We start from the raw sequence: 23,947 nt of genomic DNA, 5'->3' as shown, positions 1-23,947 counted from the left end.
CTGGTTTCCGATAAAACACTGCTGTGAGCTTGCGAGTATAGCAATTATGGAATGGAGACGTATCTTCTTAGTCGAACAGATCGCCCAGACTGTCCAGAATGCTCTTTTTCTTTTTGCCTTTGTAGCCCTGCTGAGGGTAATGATTCTTGTCGTAGGAGGGGTTATGCTCGTAGCTCCGCTGCTCGTAGTCGCGCCGTTCACCGTCACGACGGTCGTAATCGCGGCGCTCGTAATCATCGTCACGCTGCTTCTGCCACGTATTGAAGTCCTCCCGGACCTCGCGCACGTCGCTCATTAACTTGTCCAGTTCCCCACGGTCCAGCCAGACCCCTTTGCACTGGGGGCATGTGTCTATGGTAACGCCTGCTTTTTCCACTTCACGCATTCTCACATTATCGCATACCGGGCAGTTCATCGGGTTTTGGCCTCCTTTATTCTTATCCTGCGGATTGCTTCAATAATAGTCTTCATTTTATTATACCCGGTGAAAGCCCGGACTTCTAGGTGAAACACCGATATAACCGTTTCTTCCGGTAAAGTCCCGGCAGTTCGGAAACCCTATAAGCATCATCCATAAAAAAGGAGGGTTCCCGTGAAGCAGGAGCAGCAAAGGGGCATCGCGCTGGCATTGGGCGGAGGAGGGGTAACAGGCTGCTGCCACGCCGGAGTGGTCCGGGCGCTGGAGGAGGAGGGCATCCCGGTTCAGGCGGTAGCCGGAACTAGCGCGGGAGCCTTGGCCGCAGCTATGGTGGCCTGCGGTGCCACCGCACGGGAGCTGGCAGTGCTGACCTCCCGGCTCAGCGCCAGGCTGATGGATGTGGATTATGCCGGCCTGGCATGCCGTTGGCTGGCCCCGAAGGGCTCCCTGCCGGGGCTCATCCGCGGCAAACGGCTGGCCAAGCTGCTGGAGGAGCTGCTTGGGGACCGCCGGATCGGAGAGCTGCAGCTGCCCTTTGCGGTGGCAGCCACGGATCTGGCGGCGGGCTGCCAGGTGCTGTTCGCCAACCGTCCTGCGGAAACGGGCATTCTTGGCCCCCATTGTGAGGTGGTCCCGGACGGAAGTCTGGCCCATGCGGTCATGGCCAGCATGTCCATTCCCGGCATTTTCCGGCCGGTGCGTATGGGGGAGCGGCTGCTGGTGGACGGAGGCCTGATGGACAACTGTCCGGCCGCTGCTCTGAAGGCTATGGGCGCCAAGCGGATTGTGGCGGTGGATTTGGTGACGGTGGCGCCCCTGCACCTGTCCAAGTGGAGCTTTTCCTCCATTTTGTCCCGGTCGGTCAGTCTCGGTCTGCACCGGATGTCCCAGGCGGATTCCGGCTACCCGGAGCTGATCCTCTCCCCGGAGCTGGGCTCCATCGGCATCCTTGACTTCCCCTGTGCGGACCGCTGTATGGAGCTGGGCTACGAATGTGCCAAGGCCAACATGGACAGTATCCGGAAAGTGGCGGAGGGCGGATAACTTTGGTACCATAACGGCATAACGGGCTGCGGGCTGATGGCCGGCGGCGGACAGGAGGGGTTCCATTGAAAATGCGGGTATCCGCCGTACAATACCGGCTTCGCAAGGCGGAGGGGTTTCAGGATTTCGCCAGACAGTCGGAGCATTATGTGAAAACGGCGATGGAATACGGGTCCGAGTTTATTTTGTTCCCGGAGTTTTTTACGACCCAGCTTCTGTCCATCGGCAACGGTGCAGGGGAAGGGCTGCCCATTCATGCGCTACCGGGTTTTACGGAGCAGTATACGGCCTTGTTTCGGGGGCTGGCACAGACCCACGGCGTGCACATTATCGGGGGCACCCATGTGACGGAGCGGGAGGGACGGCTGTACAATACGGCCCACCTATTTTATCCCGACGGCCGGGTGGAGCGTCAGGACAAGCTGCATATTACGCCGACCGAGGTCACCGAATGGCGGATGAGCGCCGGGGACGGGGTGCGGGTGTTCGATACGGCCAAAGGGCGGATCGGCATTCTGACCTGCTACGACATCGAGTTCCCGGAGATTGTGCGGATGGTGCGCGCCGCGGGGGCGGATGTGATTTTTTGCCCGTCCTGCACCGATGACCGGCACGGGTTTTACCGGGTGCGTTATTCCTGCCATGCCCGGACGGTGGAGAACCAGATTTATGTGGTGACGACTGGAACGGTGGGCGCTTTGGAAAATGTGGACTTTATGCGGGCCAACTATGGCCAGGCCGCGATCTTAAGCCCCAACGACATCCCGTTTCCTCCCCGGGGGGTACTGGCCGAGGGGGAAATCAATGATGATATGATCGTCACGGCTGATCTGGATTTGAGCCTGCTGGAGGAGGTCCGCCAGCGGGGCAGCGTAACTACGTGGCGGGACCGCCGGACGGATTTGTATCCCGATTGGACGTCGATGTAGGGGAAAGGAATGGCGTTTTTATGATAAAGGAATTATACACGTTTACCCCGGAGGGTCAGCCCCACCGGACGGTGATCCGGCGGTATACGGAGAGGGACTTCGACGGGCTCATCCGCATTCAGGCGGAATGCTTTCCGCCGCCGTTTCCTTCGGAGCTGTGGTGGAACAAGGAGCAGCTGGCCAACCATGTGTCGCTTTTTCCGGAAGGGGCGCTGTGTTTGGAGGTGGAGGGGGAGCTGGCCGGGTCCATGACCGGGCTGGTGGTGGCCTATGACGAAGGCCATCCGCAGCATACCTGGGCGGAGATCACAGACGAGGGGTACATCCGTACCCATAACCCCCAAGGTAACAGCCTGTATGTGGTGGATATTAGCGTCTCGCCCCGTTACCGGAAGCTGGGGTTGGGCAAGTGGATGATGCAGACCATGTACGAGGTGGTGGTGCAGCTTGGACTGGAGCGTCTGTTGGGCGGCGCGATGTCGGGCTACTATAAGTGGGCGGACCGGTTGACTCCGCAGCAGTATCTAGAGGAGGTGCTGGCCGGGCGGCTGAAGGACCCGGTGATTACCTTCCTCCTGCGCTGCGGCCGGACGCCGGTGGCGGTGCTGGACAACTACCTGGAGGATGAGGAGTCGCTGAACCATGCGGTGCTGATGGAGTGGCGGAACCCGTTTTTGAACGGTGAGGGGATAGACGGCGCACGTTGATGGGGAGGGGGCGGTAAACGGGGCCCATGGAACTGAAGGGGCTAGATAAGGGCCGGCGTGAAAGTCGTAGAATACTAGCCTATGGATGGTGCAACCCGGTGAGCTACGCGGATGTTGAGGTACATACCTACTATTGCTGCAGCTATACGTCTCCGCTCCCATTGCTGCACCTATTTGTATATGAAAAATCGAGTATAAAAGCCGCTCGCCGCTCATTTTTGGCAATTAAATATGAAAAATCATATACAAAAACGGCCTGGACAGGACAGGGAAACGGCCAGAATGTATATGAAAAACCGACTACAATGCACGAAAACCGACGCCAAGGCAGAATTAAATATGAAAAATCGAGTTCACCTATTTCGGACAGATGTTCAAAAGTGTTTCAAAAAATGCTCCAACAAATGCTTCAACAGGTGTTTAACCAGATGCGCCAACCGGTAGTTTCAAAAGGGTGCTATAACCGGTGTTTAACCAGATGCGCCAACTACCGCCGTAACAATAGCAGGCAATCGGCGTCAGCCATAATTGCAAGGAGGAGACATATCCATGGAATTTATCCGGATCACATCCATTCATGATCCTTATTTTGCGGCGATGCACCGTCTGATGCAGGAGGTGTTTCCCCCGGAGGAGGTGCTCGAGGCGCCCCTGTGGGAGGAGCCGCTGCAGGATAACGGTCTGCGGGTGTATGTTGCCGTGGAGCGGGGCCAGGTGGTGGGTGCCACGGAATACCGCTATTACCCGGAGATGGAAGTGGCGATGACGGATTTTACGATAATCGGGCGGGAGGGGCTGGGGATCGGTCCGTTTCTGGCGCAGCGCAGGCAGCAGGAACTAAACGAATGGGCGGTAGGCAGCGGCCGGAGGCTGAAGGGCATGTTCGCCGAAATCTATAACCCCTACCTGATTCAGGATCACAGCTTCGGCGGGATTAAGCCGATGGACCCTTTTGTCCGTCGTGAGGTGCTGGCTCATCTGGGCTACCGCAAGCTGGACATGGACTATGTCCATCCCTCCTGGCTGGGTGACGGAGAGGCGGTAGGGGAGCTGGACCTGTGTTATCTTCCCTATGAAGAGACGGATACATTGCCCGGCAGCCTGGTAGCACAATTCCTCACCACCTACTACGCCATTCTGCCTAACAAACCCGCCGCATGGACGGAGATGGTAGAAAAAGCCGGCACCCGGCAGCAGATTCCGTTATTGCCTATCTAAGCGGCAGGATTGGAAGATTTAGTAGGAGCAGCAGGAGTAGGAGGAGCAGCAGGGGTAGGAGGAGCAGCAGGGGTAGGAGGAGCAGCAGGGGTAGGAGGAGCAGTTGGGGTAGAAGGAGCGGCGGTGGAAGGAGCGGCAGGAGTAGAGGTAGCAGCAGAACAGCCGATCCAGACAGCTTACAGTTTTGCTGTAACGGAATTCAGAAGCTCTTAGCGGCTCAAATCGGCGGTTTTGAAAATGTAACGGAACTCAGAAGCTCTTAGCGGCTCAAATCGGCGGTTTTGAAAATGTAACGGAACTCAGAAGCTCTTAGGCCTGATATTCATCCACTTCTGCGCATGGGGACCCCTGTAAGAGTCGGTGAGTTCCGTTACACGCGATAAAAGCCGGATATTAGCTTCTAACAGTCGCTTAGTTCCGTTATGGCGTGTTCCATTATAGCCCGCATCCCCACGCGGCCCAGAATCACGCGGCCTAAATCTCCCATTATGCCTTTACAAGCCGCAAAACCATCAATTCCTCGTCGTAATACACACCGTTCCACTTCAGCGACTCCCGCTCGGTGCCGTATACCTGGAAACCCAAGGCCATATAAAGCCGCCGGGCGGGTTCGTTGGCTGCATTTACCGCCAGCCTCAGCTGCTCCACCCCCGTCCAGCCTTGGGCCAGCCGGATCAGCTCCGTCATTAACTGACGGGCTGCTCCACCGCCTCTGACCTCCGGATGGACAAACACCCGGCAGACATCTGCCTTATGCCGCTCTTTCACCGTTCCCATACGGATAGCCGCAGCAATGCCCCATAACCGGCCGTCCTCTCCAAAAGCTCCCACCGTGGCCTGTTGGTCGTCCACAGGCTGAAGCCGTTCGATCACCGTTTCCCTGCTGAAACGGACCTCCCTGTCGTAATCCGAGCCGAAGGCCTCGGGACATTGCTGTAACCCCATAAGCCGGAGCTCCTGGTAGAGCGCAGCATCTTCTTTTTCAAGTACACGTATGTACATCGCGTATTCCTCCTTTGTTCCGACTGTTATAGAAAGCAGTATACACCTTAAGAAAAATTTAAGAAGCACCAAAGTCACTTTTGTAGGCATATGCCCATACCCTGTTGGATGGCTTAGAAGGCGGGATTTTGGAAACGATGGATAATAAAGCGGCGGTTTTCCTAAGGAAACTGCGGGTTAGGGCGGGCTTGCCTTCGTTGCGCGTGGGTATGAAGATGTGTACAATGATGGTATTACTTTGCAGGCAGCGGAATGGCTCCCTTTCATACAGAGAAAGGATGCGGTTATGAAGAAAAAGCTTTTGAACGTATTGAAGGTCGTGGTTCTGGTGGCGACCGTCTATTTTATTGTGGTCAACCTCAAAATGAGGCCCATGGACATTGTGGACTACCTCTTGCAAGCCAAGAGTTTTTTTTATCTGGCGTTGTCCATCTTCGTGGTTTTCCTGGCGGTGCAGGCCTGGATCTGGGTCCAGATCCTGAATGACTCCGGCAAGCAGATTTCCTCTTACCGGGGGCTGGTCATCTATATGACCTCCCAGTTCGCCAAGTATCTGCCCGGCGGCTTCTGGAACCTGGTGGGGCGGGTGTATCTGACCAGTAAACACGGCGTAGTATTGGGAACCCAGATGACGGCGATTCTCTATGAAAATATGATGCTGGGCATTGTGTCGGTGATCTACGGCATTATTCTGCTCTACAGCTTCCACTTTATCTTCCTGCCGGTGCTGCTGGCGGTGGCGGTGCTGCTGCCTATTGCTTATTTCTTTTACGAGCCCGTGCGGGTATTCAGCCAAAAGATGATCCATAAGCTGTCCAAACGCTTCCGGGGAATGGAGCTTTCCTTGCCGAGGGAGCGGTTTTTCCTGTATTTGTCCTATTATTTCCTGAGCCATCTGCTCCAGGGGATTGCCTTCTGGCTCCTGCTGCAGACCTTCGGCGTGGAGTCAGTTAACATTGTTACGGCGGCGGGGATTTTTGCCGTTTCGTGGCTGATTGGCCTGATCAGTCCGCTGCCCGGCGGCATCGGCATACGCGAGGGGGCGCTGGTGTTCCTGCTTTCCTTCCAGGTGCCTGTACCGGTGGCGACCCAGATTTCGATTATTACGCGCATCTGGAATCTGATGGGGGAGCTGGTGCTTTTCACCCTGCTGAACAGCATTGATCTTATTCGGAAAAGGATGGCCGCCTGATGATGAAAAAACGCAACGTTCTGCTTGTCGCCGGGGTATTCCCGCCGGGAGTCGGCGGCATGCAGAACTATTATTATAATCTGTGCCGGCATTCCGGGCACAAGATCACGGTGTTCGCCTCGGATTACAAGGGGGCGCCCGCCTTCGACGCGGGACAAGCCTTCAAGGTGATCCGGAAGTCTTTTTTGCAAGATGAGAAGGTCAGTGCCTGGCATACCCTGCGGATGATTCCCCAGGTGGGCCGGGTGATCAAGGAAGAGAACATCGATATCACGGTGTACGGATATATTCTGTACGGGCTGATCGGGTGGTTCCAAAGTGTGTTTCGCGGCCGGAAATACGGGGTTTCGGTCCACGGTATGGATGTGCTGAAGCTGACCCGGTATGCGGTGCTGCGGAGTATTGTGAAGGCCATTCTCCAGCGGGCGGATGCGGTGATCGTCAACAGCGCCTACGTGAAAAAGCTGATGATGGAGCTGGGCGTCAAGGCAGAGCGGCTCCAGGTGGTCTATCCCGGTGTGGAGGAGCAGTATGACCGGATGGAGAAGGACCCGGCGCTGATCCGCAAGCACGGCCTGGAAGGTAAATATGTGCTCATGACCCTTGGGCGGCTGGTGGGCCGCAAGGGCTTCGATATGGTAATCCGGGCCATGCCGGAAATCCGCAAAGCAATCCCTGACGCGGTGTATCTCATCGTAGGGGGCGGGCCGGAGCGAGAGGCTTTGGAGCGGTTAGTTAAGGAAACCGGAGTGTCGGACTGTGTGGTGTTTGCGGGCCGCGCCGCTGATGAGGATTTGGTGAAGTATTATAATCTGTGCGATGTGTTCGTGATGCCCAGCCGTTATATCGCAGCGGAGGGGGATGTGGAGGGCTTCGGCATCGTCTACATGGAGGCCTCCAGCTGCGGCAAGCCGGTGATCGGCGGCAACTCCGGCGGTGTGGTAGAGGCGGTGCTGGACGGGGAGACGGGGCTGATCGTAGACCCGTCCTCGACAGAGGCCATTGCCCAAGCAGTAATCCGGCTGCGGGAGAACCCGGCGCTGGCGGAGCGACTGGCCGAAACCGGCTACAAGCGGGCCAAGGAGCAGTTCCGCTACGGGGCGATTACCCGGGACTTCGACGTTTTCCTGGGGGAGCAATGCGGAGACGCTCAGGAGAAGGCCCTGCAGAGCAGAACCCGGATGCTGTAAACAGTGTGATTCGGTTGGATAACGTGCAACAGCGGGGAAATCTAACGGAAGCCACAGCCGTTATTGTAGCTAAAAAAGGGCGTTTCAGTTTCTAACGGAACTGAGCGCCCTTATTTGTGCTTTTATAACCTCCAACCCGGCCATTTCCTCCGAATAGCGGCTGTGGCCGCCGTTAGAATTGGCAAAGGCCGGTTTTGGGCCAAATAGCGGCTGTAGCCGCCGTTACAATTTGGGGCAGGCCCGTAAACCGGTTTGTGGGCCAACTCTCTCCCGGTTTCCGCTCACTCCCCGCTTACTCCTCCACGAACCGGACTTCGTTGTTGTCCAACGAAGCGATCCGCGCCAGGGATTCCACCCGGTAGCCGGCGGCGGAGAGCTTGTCCGCTCCCTGCTGGAAAGACTTCTCAATAACGATGCCGATGCCGGCCACCACCGCGCCAGCCTGCTCGGCGATCCGGGCCAGCCCGAAGGCCGCTTCCCCATGGGCCAGGAAATCGTCGATAATCAGCACCCGGTCCCCGGGTTTGATGAATTTTTTGGCAATGGTAATCTCGTTTTTCTCCTGCTTGGTGAAGGAGAACACCTCTTGCACGTAGATATCGTCACGGAGGGTCAGCGATTTCTGCTTCCGGGCAAAAATCATCGGCACCTCCATCACCAGGGCGGTCATGATTGCTGGTGCAATACCGGAGGATTCGATGGTCAGAATCCGGTTCACACCCTCATTCGCAAAACGGCGGGCAAACTCCCTGCCCATCTCCATCATCAGCTGCGGGTCCATTTGATGGTTCAAGAAGGAATCCACCTTCAGGACCTGGCCGGACAGCACGATGCCTTCTTTCATAATCTTTTGCTTCAGCAGCTCCATTGCGGCTTTCTCCCTTCCAGCACTCGAAGTCAATAAACAAAAACACTCCAAAACGCAGCCCCTCCGGGGACAACGCAATCGAGTGTCGGATAAACGCGGGCTTCCATCCGTATCACCTGAGAGTCCCGGCGCACCACAAACGCAAAACACGCGGCGGCGAACAGGCTCCCCTCTAAACGGACAGACACGTAAACACTCGTAGTCGGAGCATTTCCGGTGCCCCGGTAGAAACTTGCAGGCCCATTCCTGCTATTATACGAGAACATATGAAAGGATCAGGTACATTTGCGATTATACAATAGAATAGCCGCGCAGAAAAAGAGGGTTCATGGCGAATTTGCGAAAAAGACAGAAAAGGACAGGCTGCGTGAGCCTGTCCTTGTGCTGCATGGGTGCTGGAAGGGTAGGGAAAAGTGCCGGAACTAGGGTCTGGTTTCGGCTCATCTACCGGTGAGAAGACAGCCCCTAGTGCTTTTTCAGATCCAGCTGATCGGTTTCGGATTGGGCTGCCCGGGCACGGGCCTTGCCTTGTCCGGTGCGGTCCGCCTTGGATTGGAGATCGGAGGCCTCACGCTTCCGTTTGGATGGATAAATGCCGTTTGCCATAGAGAACATCCTCCTTTCGAAGATGGTGTCCGAATCAATCCCCTTTATCGTGGCCCTTCTCCTTGAACCGGTCGGGATAGGTAATTTCCTCCCGGAAGCGGGGGTCCACGGCGATGCCGGTATGGGTGTCATGGGCCAGGCCTACCAGCTTCCAGGTGGAGGTGCCCAGCTGCGGATCCGCAGGAAACAGCTCGCCGCGGTTAAAATACGCTTCCCGACCCCATTCGTTCTCATACACACCGTCCGTCTCTACCGGCTCCCCGGACATGGGGTCCATACGCTTTTGCTCTGACAAGGGACATTCCTCCTGCTTCGCGTCATATTCGTCGGTGCGGCGCAGCCGGCCCCAACAGGACCGGCTCCTGAAGCACGAGCCCAATGAACAGCTCTGGCGCTTCCACGGTTATTTTCCGCTGGCGGCCGGCTTTCTATACAGTAGCCCGCTTCCAGAGGCGCCGTGGCCCCGAAGCTCACACGTAAGGGGGATCCCATGCTTTTTTGTTCCAATAAAGCCTCTCCCGCATGATCCGGAGCTCTGAGTCCAGCTTCACATCCACCCCAAAGGGGAGCTTGCTGTTATGCCAAAACCGTACATCCCGCCACTGCACCAGAAAGCCGTCCTGGCCCTCGGAGATGCTTACATGCACCTTTTCGGCAAAACCCAGAAAGGTCCGCACGCTGTCACCGCCCAATGTGGCCTCAACGGCGGGATGGCCGTTTCCCTTGGGGTAGGCGCCCTCCAGAACCCCGCGGCCCCGCAGCAGGGAGCCGGTCCGGTATTCCTGCTCCGTCTCCAGCAGGAACTGGCCCCAGCCCCAGATGAGACCTGGGACCAGTTGAACCGCTGCCGCTTCCGCCTCGTACTCCGACCGGATACGCCGCAGGAGCCGGCGTTGGTACAGCATACGGAGCAAGACATAGACGCATGAGGCGGCGTATATAACGGGGAAGACGGCAGCTGCCCTCCAGCCTGCCAGCAGCCAGCCCGCCAGTCCGGCCGTATGCAGGGTAAACAGGAACGGATCGAAGAGGGGCAGAATGTCCAGATGGTGCCAGCGGCGGTTTAAGGGCCGGAAGCATTGCACCCCGTACACATTAAGCCAATCCAGAAACACATGGAGCACCACGGCTCCGAAGGTCCACAGGTAAAGCAGCCAGAAGGATTCCAATACTCCGAAGGCCCAGGCTGCCGGAAGGGCGATAAGGGCGGGCCAGATACCAAGTGCAGGCAGGGAATGGGTGACACCCCGGTGATAGCGCAGATAATGGCGGTAGCTCTTCAGGCGGACGATGGTATCAAAATCGGGAGCGTGTGACCCGACCACTGTACAAAGCAGCATTGCCTGGGGCAATCCGGGCTGGGCCGCGACCTCCGGGTGCAAAAAGGCGAGACCACCCAATGTAGCGCCAAACAGCAAATGGCTGGCTGTATCCATGAATTATTCTCCTTCCCGCCGGGAACCCCCGGCAAACCTCTCGTGGGCGTTGAACCAATAAAACCACTGCTCCGGGTTCTTGAGCAGCTGTTGTTCCAGAAGCAGATTCAGGAAGGCCGCAGCGTCTGCCTGCTCCCCTGGCCCGAAGCGCTCCCGGAGCTGCACCGGTTCCTCCATAACGAAACGGTGGGTATGATCAGCCTCCCGGACACAGCGGGCCGGCACAACTGGCGTGCCCAGCTCCAGCCCCAGCTTGGCGGCTCCGGCGGGCAGGCGGGTGGCTCGGCCCAACAGGCGGGCTCGGGGAAACCCCGGCCGGTAGAAATCCCCAAGGAGCAGAAGAACACCTCCGCCCTCCAAATGGTGCCTGAGCTTCCGGACCAGCTGCATGGGCGGGGTTTTATCATAATCTAACCCGGGACAGCCCAGCCGCTGGAAGCTCCGGTATAAGGGGGCAAGCTCCGGGTCGGAGGCGGTGGCGACGGTTAAACTGGGATAGGTTCTCGACAGATGCCAATAGCCGTAAAAGAAATTTCCGGTATGAGGCGCGTATAGGATAGCCCCCTTGCCCTGCTTCAAGGCTTCGGCCAGATGGTGTTCGCCCTCCAGCCGGATGTCCACCCTTCTGGAGGGCAGCAGTGTTTCCGCCGCCAGCAATTCGTACAGGGTTCGGGCGGCATGCCGGTAAAATCCGCTTACACAGGTGCTGACGTAAGCCTGCTGCTCCGCAGCGGTGCGCCCTTCTGCGGGCAGCAGCTCCGCCATGTTGTGGCGGATCATCGCGGTTTGCCCGCGCAGAAGGGTCTGCAGAGCCAACGCAGCCCCTGGTAGCAGCAGCGGCGCCGGTTTGCCCAGTGCCCTGCGGAGCAGCACAGGTCCGCGGCCCTGAGCCTGCTGGAGCCGGGTCAGCAGAGCGATGGTTTGGTACATGGGCTAAACGCCTCCTTGGAGCAGGCGGAGATAACGGCGGGAGATGCGGGCCTTCTCCAGAATCACGAAATAGTCCACAGTGCCGAACAGGGCATCGTAGGCAGGCTCGCCACCGATTTCCGCACCGAGCCACTGGTAGCCCTTAACCAGGGGCGGCAGCCGCCGGAACAGCTCCTCCTCAGAAGCGGTTAATTCCACCGGTGCCAGATCAGGGATCGTATGCGTGTCCAGCGGCCTGATGCCGTACCGGGCGGTAATGACACCTCTTTTGTGCAGCAGCGAATAGGTCTCCAGCATTTCGTCACGGGTACGGGAATGGACACTGGCGCATCCCACCAGACGAGAAAAACCACCATTGTCGGCATAGTGAAGAATCTCCTCCCACAGCAGGCGGATGGCTCTGCCGCTGCGGTAGTCCGGGTGGACGCAGCTGCGTCCCAGCTCAAGGGTTTCCCGCATCCAAGGGCGGTAGCCGGCCAGATCGAACTCGCTCTCAGAATAAAACCCCCCATGCAAAGCCGCCCTCGGGCCGGGCAGCAGCCGGTAGGTGCCCACCACCTGTCCGGAGTCCTCATCCTTCACCACCAGATGATCGCAATATTCGTCATACCGGTCCGTTTCCAGGCCTTCGGGATTGTACAGACGCAGGTTCTTTTCTTCCTCGGCGAACACCTGGTAACGCAGGCGCAGTGCTCCTTCCACATCATCATCCGTCCGGGCCGGACCTGCTGTAAGACGCCGGAGGTTCAAGGCGGCATTCGTCTGTTCTGTCATTCATCTCACACCTTTCGCACGGGGTGGAAATGCAGCTTTACTGGAATTTATCGTAGCAAGGCTTCGTAAAGCCGGGATATGCGCCACGTTAAGTTATTGTGTAGGTTCCCAGGGCTTGACCGCCCGGTTATAATGAATGCATTATACAGTTGAACATTACAGACGCAGTCGGAAGCGGGAGAGGGTTGGAGAGCGGTTATGGTACTGTGGGGCACATTGGTCAATACGTTTGCAATTATTCTGGGAGGCATTCTGGGGCTGGCGCTGCCAAGGCTGTCCCAAGGCATCAAGTCTACGGTTATGCAGGGGCTGGGTCTGGCGGTTTCCGTGCAGGGGCTGATGATGGCGTTTAAAACCAGCAATCTGCTGATTGTCATCGGAAGTCTGGTGATCGGAGGTGTGCTGGGCGAGCTGCTGCAGGTGGAGCGGGGGTTGGAAAAGCTGGGTAGCCAGCTGGAGCGTCTGGTAGGAAGCCGGGCCAAGGGGAAGGTGGCGGTGGGATTCGTAACCACGACGCTGATTTACTGTGTGGGAGCCATGGCTATTCTCGGATCCATCGACAGCGGTGTCCGTCTGAATCATGACATGCTGTACACCAAATCCATGCTGGACGGATTTTCGGCGATTATTTTTGCCTCCACCATGGGGGTGGGGGTGCTGTTCTCCTCGCTTCCGGTTCTTGTGTACCAAGGGGCTATCGCTCTGTCGGCCACGCTGATTACGTCGTTTATCAGCCCGGGGATGCTGGACGCCATTACCGCGGAGGTAACCTCCGTCGGCGGCATTCTGATCATCGGCATCGGCCTGAACATATTGGAAATCAAAAAAATCAATGTGGCCAATTTGCTGCCCTCCGTTGTAATAGCTGCCCTGTTGGTGCCGCTCATTTCATATTTCAGTTGACCGCTGCACCATACATAAGCAAACAGCCTCAGGCTAAATGCCCGAGGCTGTTTGTTTTGCTGTCCCAATCATTAATGAACTTTGAGAATCTCCACGCGGCGGATGCGGTGGCGGTCCATTTCGCGAATGGTAAATTTAATGCCGTTATACATCCATTCGCCGCCCTTCTTGATGGTGGGCTGGTTGGTGTACAGCCAGCCGCCGATGGTATCCAGCTCTTCGCTTTCCAGGTGGGTGTTCAGCAGATCATTTACCCGGTCTAGGCTCAGCTTTCCATCCACCACATAGTGCTGCTCACCGATACGGGTGATGTCCGCCTTTTCCTCGGCGTCGAATTCATCCCGGATCTCCCCGACAATCTCCTCAAGGATATCTTCGATCGTAATCAGACCGGAGGTTCCGCCGTATTCGTCCACCAGAATAGCCATGTGAATTTGCTGCTGCTGCATCCGTTGAATCAGACTCTTGATCGGAATGGATTCAGAGACGGACAGCACCGGCTGCACCAGAGTCGAGATATCCAGGTTAGGGTCATCGCTCAGCTGCATGAACAATTGCTTGGTATTAATAAAGCCGAGGATATGGTCCTTGTCCCCTGCCATCACGGGGATACGGGTGTACTGCTCCTTTTTCATAACCCGCAGGTTGAACTTCCGTTCCACATCCAGATCGATGCAGACCATGTCCGTCCGCGGCACCATAATCTCCCGGGCCAGCAGCTCGTCAAAGTTGAAAATGCGGGTTACATAGCCGTATTCCGCTTGGTTGATCTTGCCGCTTTCGTAGCTATCCGCCAGGATCAGGCGCAGCTCTTCCTCAGAGTGGGCTTCTTCATGCTCCTTGGCCGGCTTCATGCCGAAAAGATGCACGATCCAGTTGGCAGAGCCGTTCAAGGCCCAGATAAACGGGTACATGGCTTTATAGAAGAAAATAATGGGCTTCGCCACCAGGAAGCTGATGGCTTCCGCTTTGTGGATGGCCAGGGTCTTAGGCGCCAGCTCCCCCAGTACTACATGCAGGAAGGTAATGAAAACAAAGGCGATGACGATGGAGAGGATTCCGCTTATGTCATGGAGGAATTCATAACGCTCAAATACGGGATGAAGAATTTTTTCTACGGTAGGCTCGCCCAACCAACCCAGAATCAGGGCGGTGATGGTAATACCCAATTGGCAGGCGGACAGATAACCATCCAAGTTGGAGGTGATTTGTTTGACGGCAAGGGCGTTTTTCTTCCCCTCCATCACCAATTGGTCAACCCGGCTGGCGCGCAGCCGGATTACGGCGAATTCCGTTCCCACAAAAAAGGCTGTGGCGAGAATCAGGAATGCGACTGCAAGAAGATTTAGGACGATCATGGACAAACTCCCATCTGATGGATTTGATATAAAAATGAATTTATATCATGAACTTACACATTATAAGTTCTTATGAACCTATATTATCAGGAAATGTAACGTCGGCTCAATGTCCGAAATCCCCCGGAACGACCCAAATCCGGCAGAATAGCCCCGGTTAGGGCAGGTCAGGGCAGACCAGGCAAAGCCTCACCCCCGTTCTTTACAATTCACGGACTCCGTCGTATTATGAGTTCATATGAACTTGAAATGGAAATGGAGGGGATTCTGATGGAAACCTTTCAATTGACCCGCAAAGACATGTCCCAGCTGCTCATCAGCCTCACCGGACAGCCCGGGAAATCCCCAAAAGCCATCCTCCGGGAGATATGGCTCAAGTCACGGCGGGAGCAGCCCGGCGAGAGCCGCTCTTTTGATGCATACGTGGGCGCGTCCATCTCGCCGATTCTGGCCAAGGTGATGGAGATCAACCCGGCCCAGGAAGCAGGGTTGTCGCTTAGTGATATTGTGGCCCTAGGGGGGCAGATCGAATACAACCATTTTGCCGTCACTGCTGTTCAGAACTGGGTGAAACGGGACCTGAAGGAAATTATCGGGTCACCCCGCTTGGGCAAAAAATATTCCTTCCAGCAAGCTGCGATTCTCTTCATTATTGAAGACCTGCGGGCGGCACTGGATCTGGAGTCTATCCGGAAGCTGCTTCTGCGGGTCTTCCGCCATTGCGACAGCGATGCCGACGACCTCATTCACCCGGTGGATTTCTACGCTGCGTATTCGGGCTTGTTCGAGGAGCTTGACCCCAACAACGACCAGGTGCTGGACCTGCCGGGATCGCCGGGACGGGACTTCAAGCATGACCACTTAATGGAGGCTCTGGTCAAAAAGAAAGCTGATGACTTCGCTGCGTCCCTGCCGGAGCTCTCCCCGCAGGAGCGGGAAGCGGTCCGCAACTGTATGGTTATTGCCATGCTGTCCGTACAGACGGCATATTTCCAAAGCTTGGCCAAGCGTTATTTCCAGGCCTCCATGTTTTTGCAGAATCTGTAGGGGAGAGTAGGCCCCGCAAGTAAATAAGACCCGCCGGTGTGTGTGATTCCCGGCGGGTCTTGTTTGTATTAGAAAAGTGGGAGCTGGCGGATCGCGGCTCAGGTTTTCGTTCATGGCAGAACCGGCTGTGCCGCGCATTAAGGGATAAAACGCTGCTTATAACGCCGCCTGTTCCGGCTCCTCCAGCTTCCGGAGGATGCTCAAGCACCATTCCCGCTCCGCGTGTTTGGTGGCGATGGATTTCTCAATAAGAATTTGCGCTCCGAACATGGGGGAGGCCAGGTCATAAAGCTCAGTGCCTGGTTCCCGGCGCTCCGCCAACTGCTGAAGCCGCTTATGCAGCCTGGCAAGCCTCTCGTCGAGGAGACGCATTTTTTCCTCCAGCAGATTGCGGACGGCTGGTTTATCCACGAGGAACAGGCTGAAGATTTTCAACGCAAATTCATCACGCACCACCGGGTTGTCCGTAGGTTCGGTAATCCACTGCCGTACGGCATCCTTCCCTTGCGGAGTGATGGTATACACTTTTTTGTCCGGCTTATCGGTTTGGGGGACCAGGGTGAAGCGGACAAGACCCTTTTCCTCCAGTTGGGCCAGCAGCGGATAAATCTGGCTGTGGTTGGCGTTCCAAAACAGCTGGATCCGCTGGGTGAGATCGTATCCCGTACAAGGCTCCACAGCAATGAGGCTGAGGAGGCCGTAGGATAACTTATTCATGGATTCCTCCCTATATGTTTTGTTTGACATATCGATCGGGCGGGTGTAACATAGTCTTCATTCATTATATGTAAAAACAGACATAAAGACAAGGAGAGGTAAAACCGTATGTCCTCAAAAAAACAGGCCCTTGGCAAAGGAGCTCCCGGAACAGATCAGGCCGCTGCCCACAGTGAAGCATTTTGGCCGATTATGATCGCTCTGTTCTTCGGAAGCTTCTTCTCCACGTTGGCTTCCAGTACCATTAATATTGCGCTTCCCGTTTTGCAGCGGGACTTCAACACTGACCTGAACACCATCCAGTGGGTTATGACCGGCTTTATGCTGGCTATGGGCACTATTGCTCCGGTAACCGGCTATTTCGGTGAACGGTTCAGCTATAAGCGTCTGTACGTATTCAGCTTGGCGGGTTTTACTTTGGCATCCGTATTCTGCGCGTTGTCCAACACTGTCGCAACTCTGATTGCTTTCCGGACACTGCAAGGGGTATTCTGCGGTGTTATCGTGCCTTCCGCCATGGCGGTAATTTATCAGGTTATCCCACGGGAAAAGCAGGCAGTCGCCATCGGCATCTGGTCGGCCTCCGCTATGCTGGCCCCTGCAATCGGCCCGACCCTCTCCGGCTGGATTCTGGAGCATGTGTCCTGGCACTGGATCTTCTGGATGAACCTGCCTATCGGCATCATCGCGATTATTATGGTGCAGCTGTTTATGCCTTATTACCGGATGAAGGTTCCCCAATCCTTTGACGGCATCGGCTTTATTACGGTTATTGCCAGCTCCGCTTCCATCCTGATCGCGCTGTCCCAAGGCCGGGCATGGGGCTGGACCTCTGCCGGTACGCTGTCGCTATTGATCGGAGGCTTAGCCGTACTGGGGCTGTTCCTGTGGAGGGAGCTGACCGCCAAGTCTCCACTGCTGAATCTCCGGGTATTTCGCAGCGGGCGTTATACCATGGCACTGGTGATTACCTGTATTCTCAACATCAGCCTCTATTCCGGCATGATGATGACTCCTGTATTTCTGCAGAACATCCAGGGGGTTTCGCCCATGGACGCCGGGTTGATCCTGCTTCCGTCCTCCTTGGCTATGGCTATCTCCATGCCTTTCGTCGGCAAGCTGTACGGCAAGGTGGGGCCGCGGGTTCTCACGATAATCGGGCTGTCCATGGTGGCCCTGGGTTCGCTTCCGTTAAGCTGGCTTTCCGTCAATACACCTCACAGCTATCTGCTGTGGTGCATGGTCGTCCGCAGCTTGGGCATTGGCCTTACGATGATGCCGGCCAGCAACTATGGCATGGAGCAGATTCCGAAGGAGCTTTCCGGTCATGCTTCGTCCATCAATAACTGGACACGGAGCGCATTCGGCTCCTTTGCTATCGCGATATTTACCGCCATTATGAGCAGTCGTTCGGCTACCCATGCCCAAGAGCTTGCGGCAGGGGGCTTACGGGATAAGGTGCAAATTCAGATGTCCGCCGTCACTATGGGTGTGGACGATGTGTATCTGATCGCCACCTGTATTGCCGCCGCGGCCATTCCCGTTGCCTTCTTCATCCGCAAGCACAAAAAAGGCCCCTCCGCTCCGGCGGAGCAGGTTGTTCTGGAGCCGCAAAAGGCGTAGGAAGGCGAATCGTATAGGAGAGATCCGGGACCGTTAGGTTCCCGGGTCTTTTTTTGCGTTGAAAGTATATAACTCCCGCCGTCTGCCATCTGCCGCGCGCCTCCCCGCCGCTCGCACCCATCCCTGCCGTCTGCCATTGGCCGCTCGCCCTCTGCCCATACTCCGCTGCTCACACTGGAATCCCCCGTCCGCGGCTAACGGACCTGAGAGACGCTATTTAGCCAAAAACGGGTGTTTTAGCAAACGAACGGACCGGAGGGACGCTATTTGTGAGAGGAAGGACGGTGGAGGGTTCTTTTCAGCCAAATAGGGTCACCTGTGTCCGTTAGATCTCAACCTGGCGCCAAATTAGGCAAATAGGGGCTATCCTGTCCGTTAGAGCTTTCGTTAGCAGAATGAAATATTAGGATGTGTAATATTTCATAACATAAACATCACCTTTCGCCATAAAATTATTGTTTCTGTTCGTTTTCGAGCCATTTTCTCAAAAAAATATAACAAAAAGCATCTTGTTATATTTCCTCAACTCACTATAATGGATGTATTACGGAATGTATATGTAAGTAAACATGCCATATCTTAGTCTGATGATGCATATCCGATTGCGCGCAAAGACGCCGGACAGAACGTTCAACAAGGAAAGGATGAGGCGCAATGATTAAAATCCGGTTTTACGCAAGCTTGGCCAACCACACCAAATGCACGGAGACGGAAATAAACGGGGCGCCGCTAACCGTGGAAAAGCTGCTGGAGGAGCTTTCCTCCCAATACCCCGAGGCCCGCTTTGATGGAGTGCTGGTGGCAGTTAACGGCGCATCGGCGCGGAAAACCAGCACGGTGGAAGCAGGCAGTTTGGTTGCGCTGCTGCCGCCTATTGCCGGGGGGTGAGCAATTCCGGACCCTCAGGCGCCTGAGATGACACCCCTTAATCCAAGGCCCATTTGAAGAACTGCCGTTCCTTCCGGCAAAGCAGAGCTTTGCGGAGGGAGCGGTTTTTGTTGTCTTTACAAAACCTCCACATTGCGCTGACGTTTGGTTAATCTTTCTTCGTTACAATTAGGGATGATCTGGAAGATTCATAGAGTCCATTCGTAATGGAGGGAGCAAAAAAGCATGCAGATGTGGAGAAAACGCGCAGTATCGGTTGTATTGTCGTCGGTTCTGACGATTGGGGCGGCAGTCCCCGCTCTGGCGGCGGAATTCCCGTACGTTTTGGCACCGGTCACTGGTGGTTCCGGAGGCAGCGGGGGACAAACAGCCCCCGATGAGCTGTCCATGAAGCTGATCGGCCGGTATACCGCACCGGGAGGAAGCACCGCGGCTGAAATTGTTTCCTACAACAAAGAAACGATGAAGGCTTATGTCATTAACGGCAAAGAAATTTCATTGGATATTGTGGATTTAGGCGGCCTGCAGCACCGGGATACCGTAACCGGTGAGGTGTACGCCCTTACCGCTGAGAAGAGGGTTTACCTCGAAGATTTGGGCTTGGGCATTACGAAGAGCACCCATGATATGACCAGTGTAGCCGTGTCCCCTTCAGGGGAATATGTGGCCTTGGCCGTTCCTGCTGTGGACAGAACCCTCAAAGGCAAGCTGCTTCTTTTGGATCAGAATGGCAGTCTCATCAAGGAATTCGGCGCCGGTTACCTGCCGGATATGGTGACCTTTACCCCGGATGGCCAAAAAATTCTTAGCGCCAACGAGGGCGAGCCCAACTCCGATTACAGCTTTGACCCGGAGGGCTCCGTTACCTTAGTTGATCTCTCCAACGGAATAAGCAGTGCTGTTGCCGAGCAAATCAGCCTGGATCTCCCGGACGATGTGTTCGGCGACAATGTCCGGCTCTTCCCCAAGGGCAAAGCACCGACCAATTCCACCGAGCGGGCACAGGATTTGGAGCCGGAGTATATCGCAGTGGACTCTTCCGGGAGTTATGCCTATGTATCCATGCAGGAAAACAACGCCATTGCCACTTTAAATTTGGAGACCCGCAAGATTGAGAAGGTATCCGGGCTTGGTGTAAAGGATCACTCCCTGTCGGGGAACGGCCTGGATGCGTCCGACAAAGACAATGCCATCCACATTGCCAAATGGCCGGTGCTGGGTATGTACATGCCAGATGGCATGTCCTTGTTCCAAAAGGATGGGAAAACCTATCTGGTTACCGCCAATGAGGGCGATGCCAGAGAGTATGGGGATTATGCGGAGGAAAAACGCATTAAGGATATCGCCGCCCAGGTTAAGCTGAACCGCAGCTTGTACAAGGGTTATACAGACGCAGAGTGGGATGAACTGCAGCTGAACCTGCAAAGCATTCTAACCGACAATAAACAATTGGGCCGGTTGAACGTCACCAATTCCGTTTATACCGTAACCGGAGCAACCTACTATGAAGGGCTGTACGCCTTCGGCGCCCGCTCCTTCTCCATATGGGACGCTGCCAATATTGCGGCGGGACCGGTGTTTGACAGCGGCTCCCAATTGGAGACCATTATCGCCCAGCGTCTGCCCGCTTATTTTAACGCATCCAACGACAATGTGAATCTGGATGACCGCAGCGACAACAAAGGCCCGGAGCCCGAGGACGCTGAAATTGGCGTAATCAATGGCAAAACCTATGCCTTTATCGGTCTGGAGCGGATCGGCGGTGTTATGGCTTACAATGTTACGGATCCTGCTCAAGCTGGCTTCGCCGGGTATGTAAATTCCCGGGATTTCAGCGACAAGGTGAAGGGGGATTCCGGCCCCGAGGGTTTGCAGTTTGTGGCCGCTGAAGACAGTCCTACAGGCAAGCCGCTTTTGCTGGTGGGCAATGAGGTATCGGGTACGGTAGCGGTATTCGAAATTACCCCCAACGTCCCCGGCAACGGCAATTTCCCGCTGACTGTCCTGCACACTAACGACACCCACGCCAACATTGACTCCACCAGCTCCCCGGACAATGTGCTGCGCCGGGTGACGGCCACCAAGCAGGCGAAGGCAAGCTCGCCGAATCCACTGCTTCTGGATGCAGGGGATGTGTTCGCGGGAACCCTCTATTTTAATGAATATGAAGGGCAAGCCGACCTGGAATTTATGAATCTGATGCAATATGACGCCATGACCTTCGGCAATCACGAGTTTGACAAGGGCTCTAAGGCACTTTCGAACTTTATCCAACATGCACAGTTTCCGTTTGTATCGGCCAATGTGGATTTTTCGGCGGATGTTCTTCTGAAGGGGTATGTACAGAGCAGCATTGGTCACCCCGCAGAGTCGGGTAAGATTTACCCTGCCATCATTAAAGATATCGGCGGCCAACAGGTGGGCATCTTCGGATTGACCACGGTGGATACGGCCAATATCTCTTCTCCCGGCGCGGTTACCTTCCAGGACCCGGAAGAGAAAGCGAAAAGCACAGTAGCGATGCTGGAGCAGCAGGGGATTAACAAGATTATCGCCGTATCCCACCTGGGCTACGATGAGGACCGGAAGATTGCGGCGAAGGTGGAGGGCATCGACATTATCGTCGGCGGCCACTCCCATACCAAGCTGGATGCAGCCATTGTGGACAACACCCACAGTGAACCTAAGCTCATTGTGCAAACCGGTGAGCGGGCGCAAAATCTGGGTAAGCTCCAGGTGGAATTCGATAAGGACGGCAAGCTGCTTTATGTGGAAGCAGACGAAACCGGGAAGCTGAAGAATACCGACAATACCAACAACACCCTAATCGCCATCGATCAGAAAAACGGTTCGGAGTATGTGTTTGCAGCCGATCCGGAGGCAGCCTCCATTCTGGCCAAGTACAAGCCGAAGGTGGACGAATTGAATAAGAAGGTAGTCGGGCATTCCGGTGTGGATCTGTACGGTGCGGTAGCGGTGGGCTCTAACCCCCGGACGGTGCGCACCAAGGAAACCGCCATTGGCAATCTGGTGGTGGACGGTATGCTGTATGAAGCGAAACAAGCCGGGATCAAGGCGGACATGGCCCTGCAAAACGGCGGAGGCATCCGGACCAATCTCAAGGCCGGGGATATTACCCAAGGTGCGGTTCAGGAAATTCTTCCTTTTAATAATGATGTGGTTGTGCTGGAGCTCACCGGCCAGGAAATCCGGGACGGGCTGGAGAACGGCGTATCCAAAGCGCCCTCCGAATACGGCGGCTTCCCCCACGTGGCAGGCATGAAATTCACTTTTGATTCCTCCAAACCCGCCAATCAGCGGGTGACCAGCGTCAGCGTGAAAACGGACAGCGGTTATGTGCCGCTGGACCTGAAGAAAACCTACAACCTGGCAACTAATATCTTTACCGCTAAGGGCGGCGACGCATACGCCTCCTTCGGCAAAGCGTACAATGAGGGCCGCGTCAACTTCATGTACAGCGAGCAGTACCCCTTTAAGCCGGATTACGAGGTGTTCATCCAGTATCTGAAGGTGCTGGGCGAGCTGACTGCCTCCAATACTGGAGTGGAAGGCCGGATTGTGGATGTGAAGGGTTTGAATACGTCTGACCCCGACGACGATGATGACGAAAGCAGCCCCGGCACCCCTGCAGCCGGCGGCAGCACCACACCTCCCGCCACCACTGCCCCGGACCCGGGTGTTCAAGTGGAAGCGGGTGTTGTGAGTGGCGGTGTGGAGCTGAAGCCGGAAACCAAGGATCTGAAGACGGAGACCGCGGCAGATGGTACCTCCGTCAACAGCCTGACCCTGGCAGCGGATTCCTTCAGTAAGGCGCTGACTGCAGCCGGAGCCGGTAAAACTATCATCATCCTGCCGGAGGTGGAGGGTTCGGTGAAAGTGGTGCTTCCGGTAAGCGGTTTGACTGGCAGTACCCAAGGAACCGTACTCATCCGCACAGCGGACAAAAGCTATGATTTGCCCTTGTCGGTGGTGAAGCCCAGCGAGTTGGCTGCAGCACTGGGAACAGCGGCAGGCGATATCCGCATTGAGGTGGTCATCGGCGAAGTGGCAGGCGCGGCCAAAGCGGCAGTGGAAGCAGCCGCAGCGAAGAGCGGAGCGGTTTTGCTGGCGGAAGCCGTCAGCTACACCGTCACTGCGCAAGCAGGCGGCAAACATGTGGAGCTCAATCACTTCGGCAGCACCTATGTGTCCCGGACCTTGACCGTCCCCGGCACAGTGGACCCGTCGTCCGCCACCGCGGTTGTCTTTGACCCGGCCGGCGGCAGCATGAGCTTCGTGCCGGCAGTATTCGGTACAGCAGACGGTAAAACCGTAGTCACCATGAAGCGGAACTCCAACAGCATCTATGGTGTAGTTAAACCGTCTGCAGCAGCCTTTGCGGATTTGAGCGGACACTGGTCCCGTCCGGACGTGGAGCTTCTGGCAGCCAAGCTGGTCATCGACGGCCAAGCGCCGGGACGGTTTGCGCCGGATGCCCAAGTGACACGCGGTGAATTCGCCGCCCTTCTGGTGCGGGCGCTGGGTCTGGCCCCGGATGCGTCGTCTGCATCAGGTGTGAAGGATCTGAACAGCACCGAGTGGTACGCAGGTGCTCTGGGTGCGGCTGTGAAGGCCGGACTGCTGGATGGCTTCGAGGACGGCACACTGCGCGGCGGAGCCAATATCACCCGTGCGCAAATGGCTGTTATGATGAGCCGCGCCCTGAAGGCTGCCGGGAAATCGGCCCCGTCGGGAGCCACTGCCGTATTCGCCGATGAAGGAAAAATTCTCGCGTGGGCTGCTGACGCAGTTGACGCCGGTGTGGCTGCAGGACTGGTGGAGGGAACCTCGGGCAACCGGTTCGCTCCTGAGGCGCAGGCTACGAGGGCAGAAGCGGCGGCTATGCTGAAGCGGCTCTTGAAGTTTGCGGATTTCATCAACTAGTGCAGCAAACAGCTCTCCTGTGGCAAACACCAGCGATACTGCGGACTCAGGAGACGCTATTCGGCGAAAAACCACCGGTTGGATCGCCATACGGACACACGATACCTTATTTGAGTGAAAATGGCCTGTCTTAGCGAACAAATGAACAATTAA

The 23,947-nt window shown here is 56.1% G+C and carries 22 protein-coding genes and 1 riboswitch; of the genes, 12 read left to right on the top strand and 10 right to left on the bottom strand.

The features are described 5' to 3' along the window. Positions 1-67: 67 nt before the first annotated feature. Complete coding sequence (locus ACI1P1_RS11125) at positions 68-415, bottom strand: TFIIB-type zinc ribbon-containing protein (protein ID WP_416216455.1); 348 nt, start codon at positions 413-415, stop codon at positions 68-70. Positions 416-592: 177 nt separating this feature from the next. Between ACI1P1_RS11125 and ACI1P1_RS11120 the strand changes: the two genes are divergently transcribed. The 5 genes from ACI1P1_RS11120 (at position 593) to ACI1P1_RS11100 (ending at position 4,529) form a co-directional block, all read left to right on the top strand. Beyond that, on the top strand, positions 593-1,462 hold the full coding sequence (locus tag ACI1P1_RS11120) for a patatin-like phospholipase family protein (protein ID WP_416216454.1): 870 nt from the start codon (positions 593-595) through the stop codon (positions 1,460-1,462). A 65-nt stretch (positions 1,463-1,527) separates the two neighbouring features. Further along, positions 1,528-2,391, top strand: coding sequence for a carbon-nitrogen hydrolase family protein (locus tag ACI1P1_RS11115; RefSeq protein WP_416216453.1), 864 nt, complete (start codon positions 1,528-1,530; stop codon positions 2,389-2,391). A 20-nt stretch (positions 2,392-2,411) separates the two neighbouring features. Continuing rightward, the gene (locus ACI1P1_RS11110) at positions 2,412-3,098 is read left to right on the top strand and encodes a GNAT family N-acetyltransferase (RefSeq protein WP_416216452.1); all 687 of its coding nucleotides are present in this window, start codon (positions 2,412-2,414) and stop codon (positions 3,096-3,098) included. A gap of 549 nt (positions 3,099-3,647) precedes the next feature. Continuing rightward, on the top strand, positions 3,648-4,316 hold the full coding sequence (locus tag ACI1P1_RS11105; protein ID WP_416216451.1) for a GNAT family N-acetyltransferase: 669 nt from the start codon (positions 3,648-3,650) through the stop codon (positions 4,314-4,316). Between the two features lie 9 nt (positions 4,317-4,325). Next, positions 4,326-4,529, top strand: coding sequence for a hypothetical protein (locus ACI1P1_RS11100; protein ID WP_416216450.1), 204 nt, complete (start codon positions 4,326-4,328; stop codon positions 4,527-4,529). A gap of 273 nt (positions 4,530-4,802) precedes the next feature. On the opposite strand, the gene ACI1P1_RS11095 is transcribed toward ACI1P1_RS11100, so the two are convergent. Continuing rightward, positions 4,803-5,318 carry a GNAT family N-acetyltransferase gene (locus tag ACI1P1_RS11095; protein WP_416216449.1) on the bottom strand — a complete coding sequence of 172 codons (516 nt, stop codon included), beginning with the start codon at positions 5,316-5,318 and terminating at the stop codon, positions 4,803-4,805. Between the two features lie 286 nt (positions 5,319-5,604). Here ACI1P1_RS11095 and ACI1P1_RS11090 point away from each other — a divergent pair, with 286 nt between their 5' ends. Continuing rightward, positions 5,605-6,510, top strand: coding sequence for a lysylphosphatidylglycerol synthase transmembrane domain-containing protein (locus tag ACI1P1_RS11090; RefSeq protein ID WP_416216448.1), 906 nt, complete (start codon positions 5,605-5,607; stop codon positions 6,508-6,510). Continuing rightward, positions 6,510-7,700 carry a glycosyltransferase family 4 protein gene (locus tag ACI1P1_RS11085; protein WP_416216447.1) on the top strand — a complete coding sequence of 397 codons (1,191 nt, stop codon included), beginning with the start codon at positions 6,510-6,512 and terminating at the stop codon, positions 7,698-7,700. Before ACI1P1_RS11090 ends, ACI1P1_RS11085 begins: the two co-directional genes overlap by 1 nt. A gap of 292 nt (positions 7,701-7,992) precedes the next feature. On the opposite strand, the gene ACI1P1_RS11080 is transcribed toward ACI1P1_RS11085, so the two are convergent. The 6 genes from ACI1P1_RS11080 to ACI1P1_RS11055 form a co-directional block, all read right to left on the bottom strand. Beyond that, a complete protein-coding gene (locus tag ACI1P1_RS11080) occupies positions 7,993-8,568 on the bottom strand; it encodes a xanthine phosphoribosyltransferase (protein ID WP_416216446.1) in 576 nt (191 codons plus the stop codon). A gap of 179 nt (positions 8,569-8,747) precedes the next feature. Next, a riboswitch (purine riboswitch) is annotated at positions 8,748-8,848 on the bottom strand. A 185-nt stretch (positions 8,849-9,033) separates the two neighbouring features. Beyond that, on the bottom strand, positions 9,034-9,174 hold the full coding sequence (locus ACI1P1_RS11075; RefSeq protein WP_416216445.1) for a hypothetical protein: 141 nt from the start codon (positions 9,172-9,174) through the stop codon (positions 9,034-9,036). A 34-nt stretch (positions 9,175-9,208) separates the two neighbouring features. Continuing rightward, positions 9,209-9,469 carry a transposase gene (locus ACI1P1_RS11070; protein WP_416216444.1) on the bottom strand — a complete coding sequence of 87 codons (261 nt, stop codon included), beginning with the start codon at positions 9,467-9,469 and terminating at the stop codon, positions 9,209-9,211. A 175-nt stretch (positions 9,470-9,644) separates the two neighbouring features. Next, complete coding sequence (locus ACI1P1_RS11065) at positions 9,645-10,610, bottom strand: metal-dependent hydrolase (protein ID WP_416216443.1); 966 nt, start codon at positions 10,608-10,610, stop codon at positions 9,645-9,647. 3 nt (positions 10,611-10,613) lie between these two features. Further along, positions 10,614-11,540: an LpxL/LpxP family acyltransferase gene (locus tag ACI1P1_RS11060; protein WP_416216442.1), complete on the bottom strand. Its 927-nt coding sequence runs from the start codon at positions 11,538-11,540 to the stop codon at positions 10,614-10,616. 3 nt (positions 11,541-11,543) lie between these two features. Continuing rightward, positions 11,544-12,314: a GNAT family N-acetyltransferase gene (locus ACI1P1_RS11055; protein ID WP_416216441.1), complete on the bottom strand. Its 771-nt coding sequence runs from the start codon at positions 12,312-12,314 to the stop codon at positions 11,544-11,546. Positions 12,315-12,512: 198 nt separating this feature from the next. Here ACI1P1_RS11055 and ACI1P1_RS11050 point away from each other — a divergent pair, with 198 nt between their 5' ends. After that, on the top strand, positions 12,513-13,217 hold the full coding sequence (locus tag ACI1P1_RS11050) for a DUF554 domain-containing protein (RefSeq protein ID WP_416216440.1): 705 nt from the start codon (positions 12,513-12,515) through the stop codon (positions 13,215-13,217). A 71-nt stretch (positions 13,218-13,288) separates the two neighbouring features. On the opposite strand, the gene ACI1P1_RS11045 is transcribed toward ACI1P1_RS11050, so the two are convergent. Beyond that, positions 13,289-14,575 (bottom strand): hemolysin family protein, encoded by a 1,287-nt coding sequence (locus ACI1P1_RS11045; RefSeq protein ID WP_416216439.1) that lies wholly within the window; start codon positions 14,573-14,575, stop codon positions 13,289-13,291. A 270-nt stretch (positions 14,576-14,845) separates the two neighbouring features. Between ACI1P1_RS11045 and ACI1P1_RS11040 the strand changes: the two genes are divergently transcribed. After that, entirely contained in the window at positions 14,846-15,622 is a 777-nt protein-coding gene (locus tag ACI1P1_RS11040) for a DUF1836 domain-containing protein (RefSeq protein WP_416216438.1), read from the top strand. 156 nt (positions 15,623-15,778) lie between these two features. Here the strand turns inward: ACI1P1_RS11040 and ACI1P1_RS11035 are convergent, their stop codons facing one another. After that, positions 15,779-16,339, bottom strand: a complete 561-nt coding sequence (locus ACI1P1_RS11035; protein ID WP_416216437.1) for a PadR family transcriptional regulator — start codon at positions 16,337-16,339, stop codon at positions 15,779-15,781. A 108-nt stretch (positions 16,340-16,447) separates the two neighbouring features. On the opposite strand from ACI1P1_RS11035, the gene ACI1P1_RS11030 reads away from it, so the two are divergent. The 3 genes from ACI1P1_RS11030 (at position 16,448) to ACI1P1_RS11020 (ending at position 23,794) form a co-directional block, all read left to right on the top strand. After that, positions 16,448-17,962, top strand: a complete 1,515-nt coding sequence (locus tag ACI1P1_RS11030) for a DHA2 family efflux MFS transporter permease subunit (RefSeq protein WP_416216436.1) — start codon at positions 16,448-16,450, stop codon at positions 17,960-17,962. A 654-nt stretch (positions 17,963-18,616) separates the two neighbouring features. Beyond that, positions 18,617-18,850, top strand: a complete 234-nt coding sequence (locus ACI1P1_RS11025) for a MoaD/ThiS family protein (protein ID WP_416216435.1) — start codon at positions 18,617-18,619, stop codon at positions 18,848-18,850. 225 nt (positions 18,851-19,075) lie between these two features. Next, positions 19,076-23,794: a choice-of-anchor I family protein gene (locus ACI1P1_RS11020; RefSeq protein WP_416216434.1), complete on the top strand. Its 4,719-nt coding sequence runs from the start codon at positions 19,076-19,078 to the stop codon at positions 23,792-23,794. Positions 23,795-23,947: the final 153 nt, after the last annotated feature.

Source organism: Paenibacillus mesotrionivorans (genome assembly GCF_046098205.1).
GTDB classification, from domain to species: Bacteria; Bacillota; Bacilli; order Paenibacillales; family NBRC-103111; genus Paenibacillus_AR; species Paenibacillus_AR mesotrionivorans.
The sequence above is the reverse complement of the archived record's forward strand: the minus strand, read 5'-3'. Positions and strand labels throughout refer to the sequence as shown.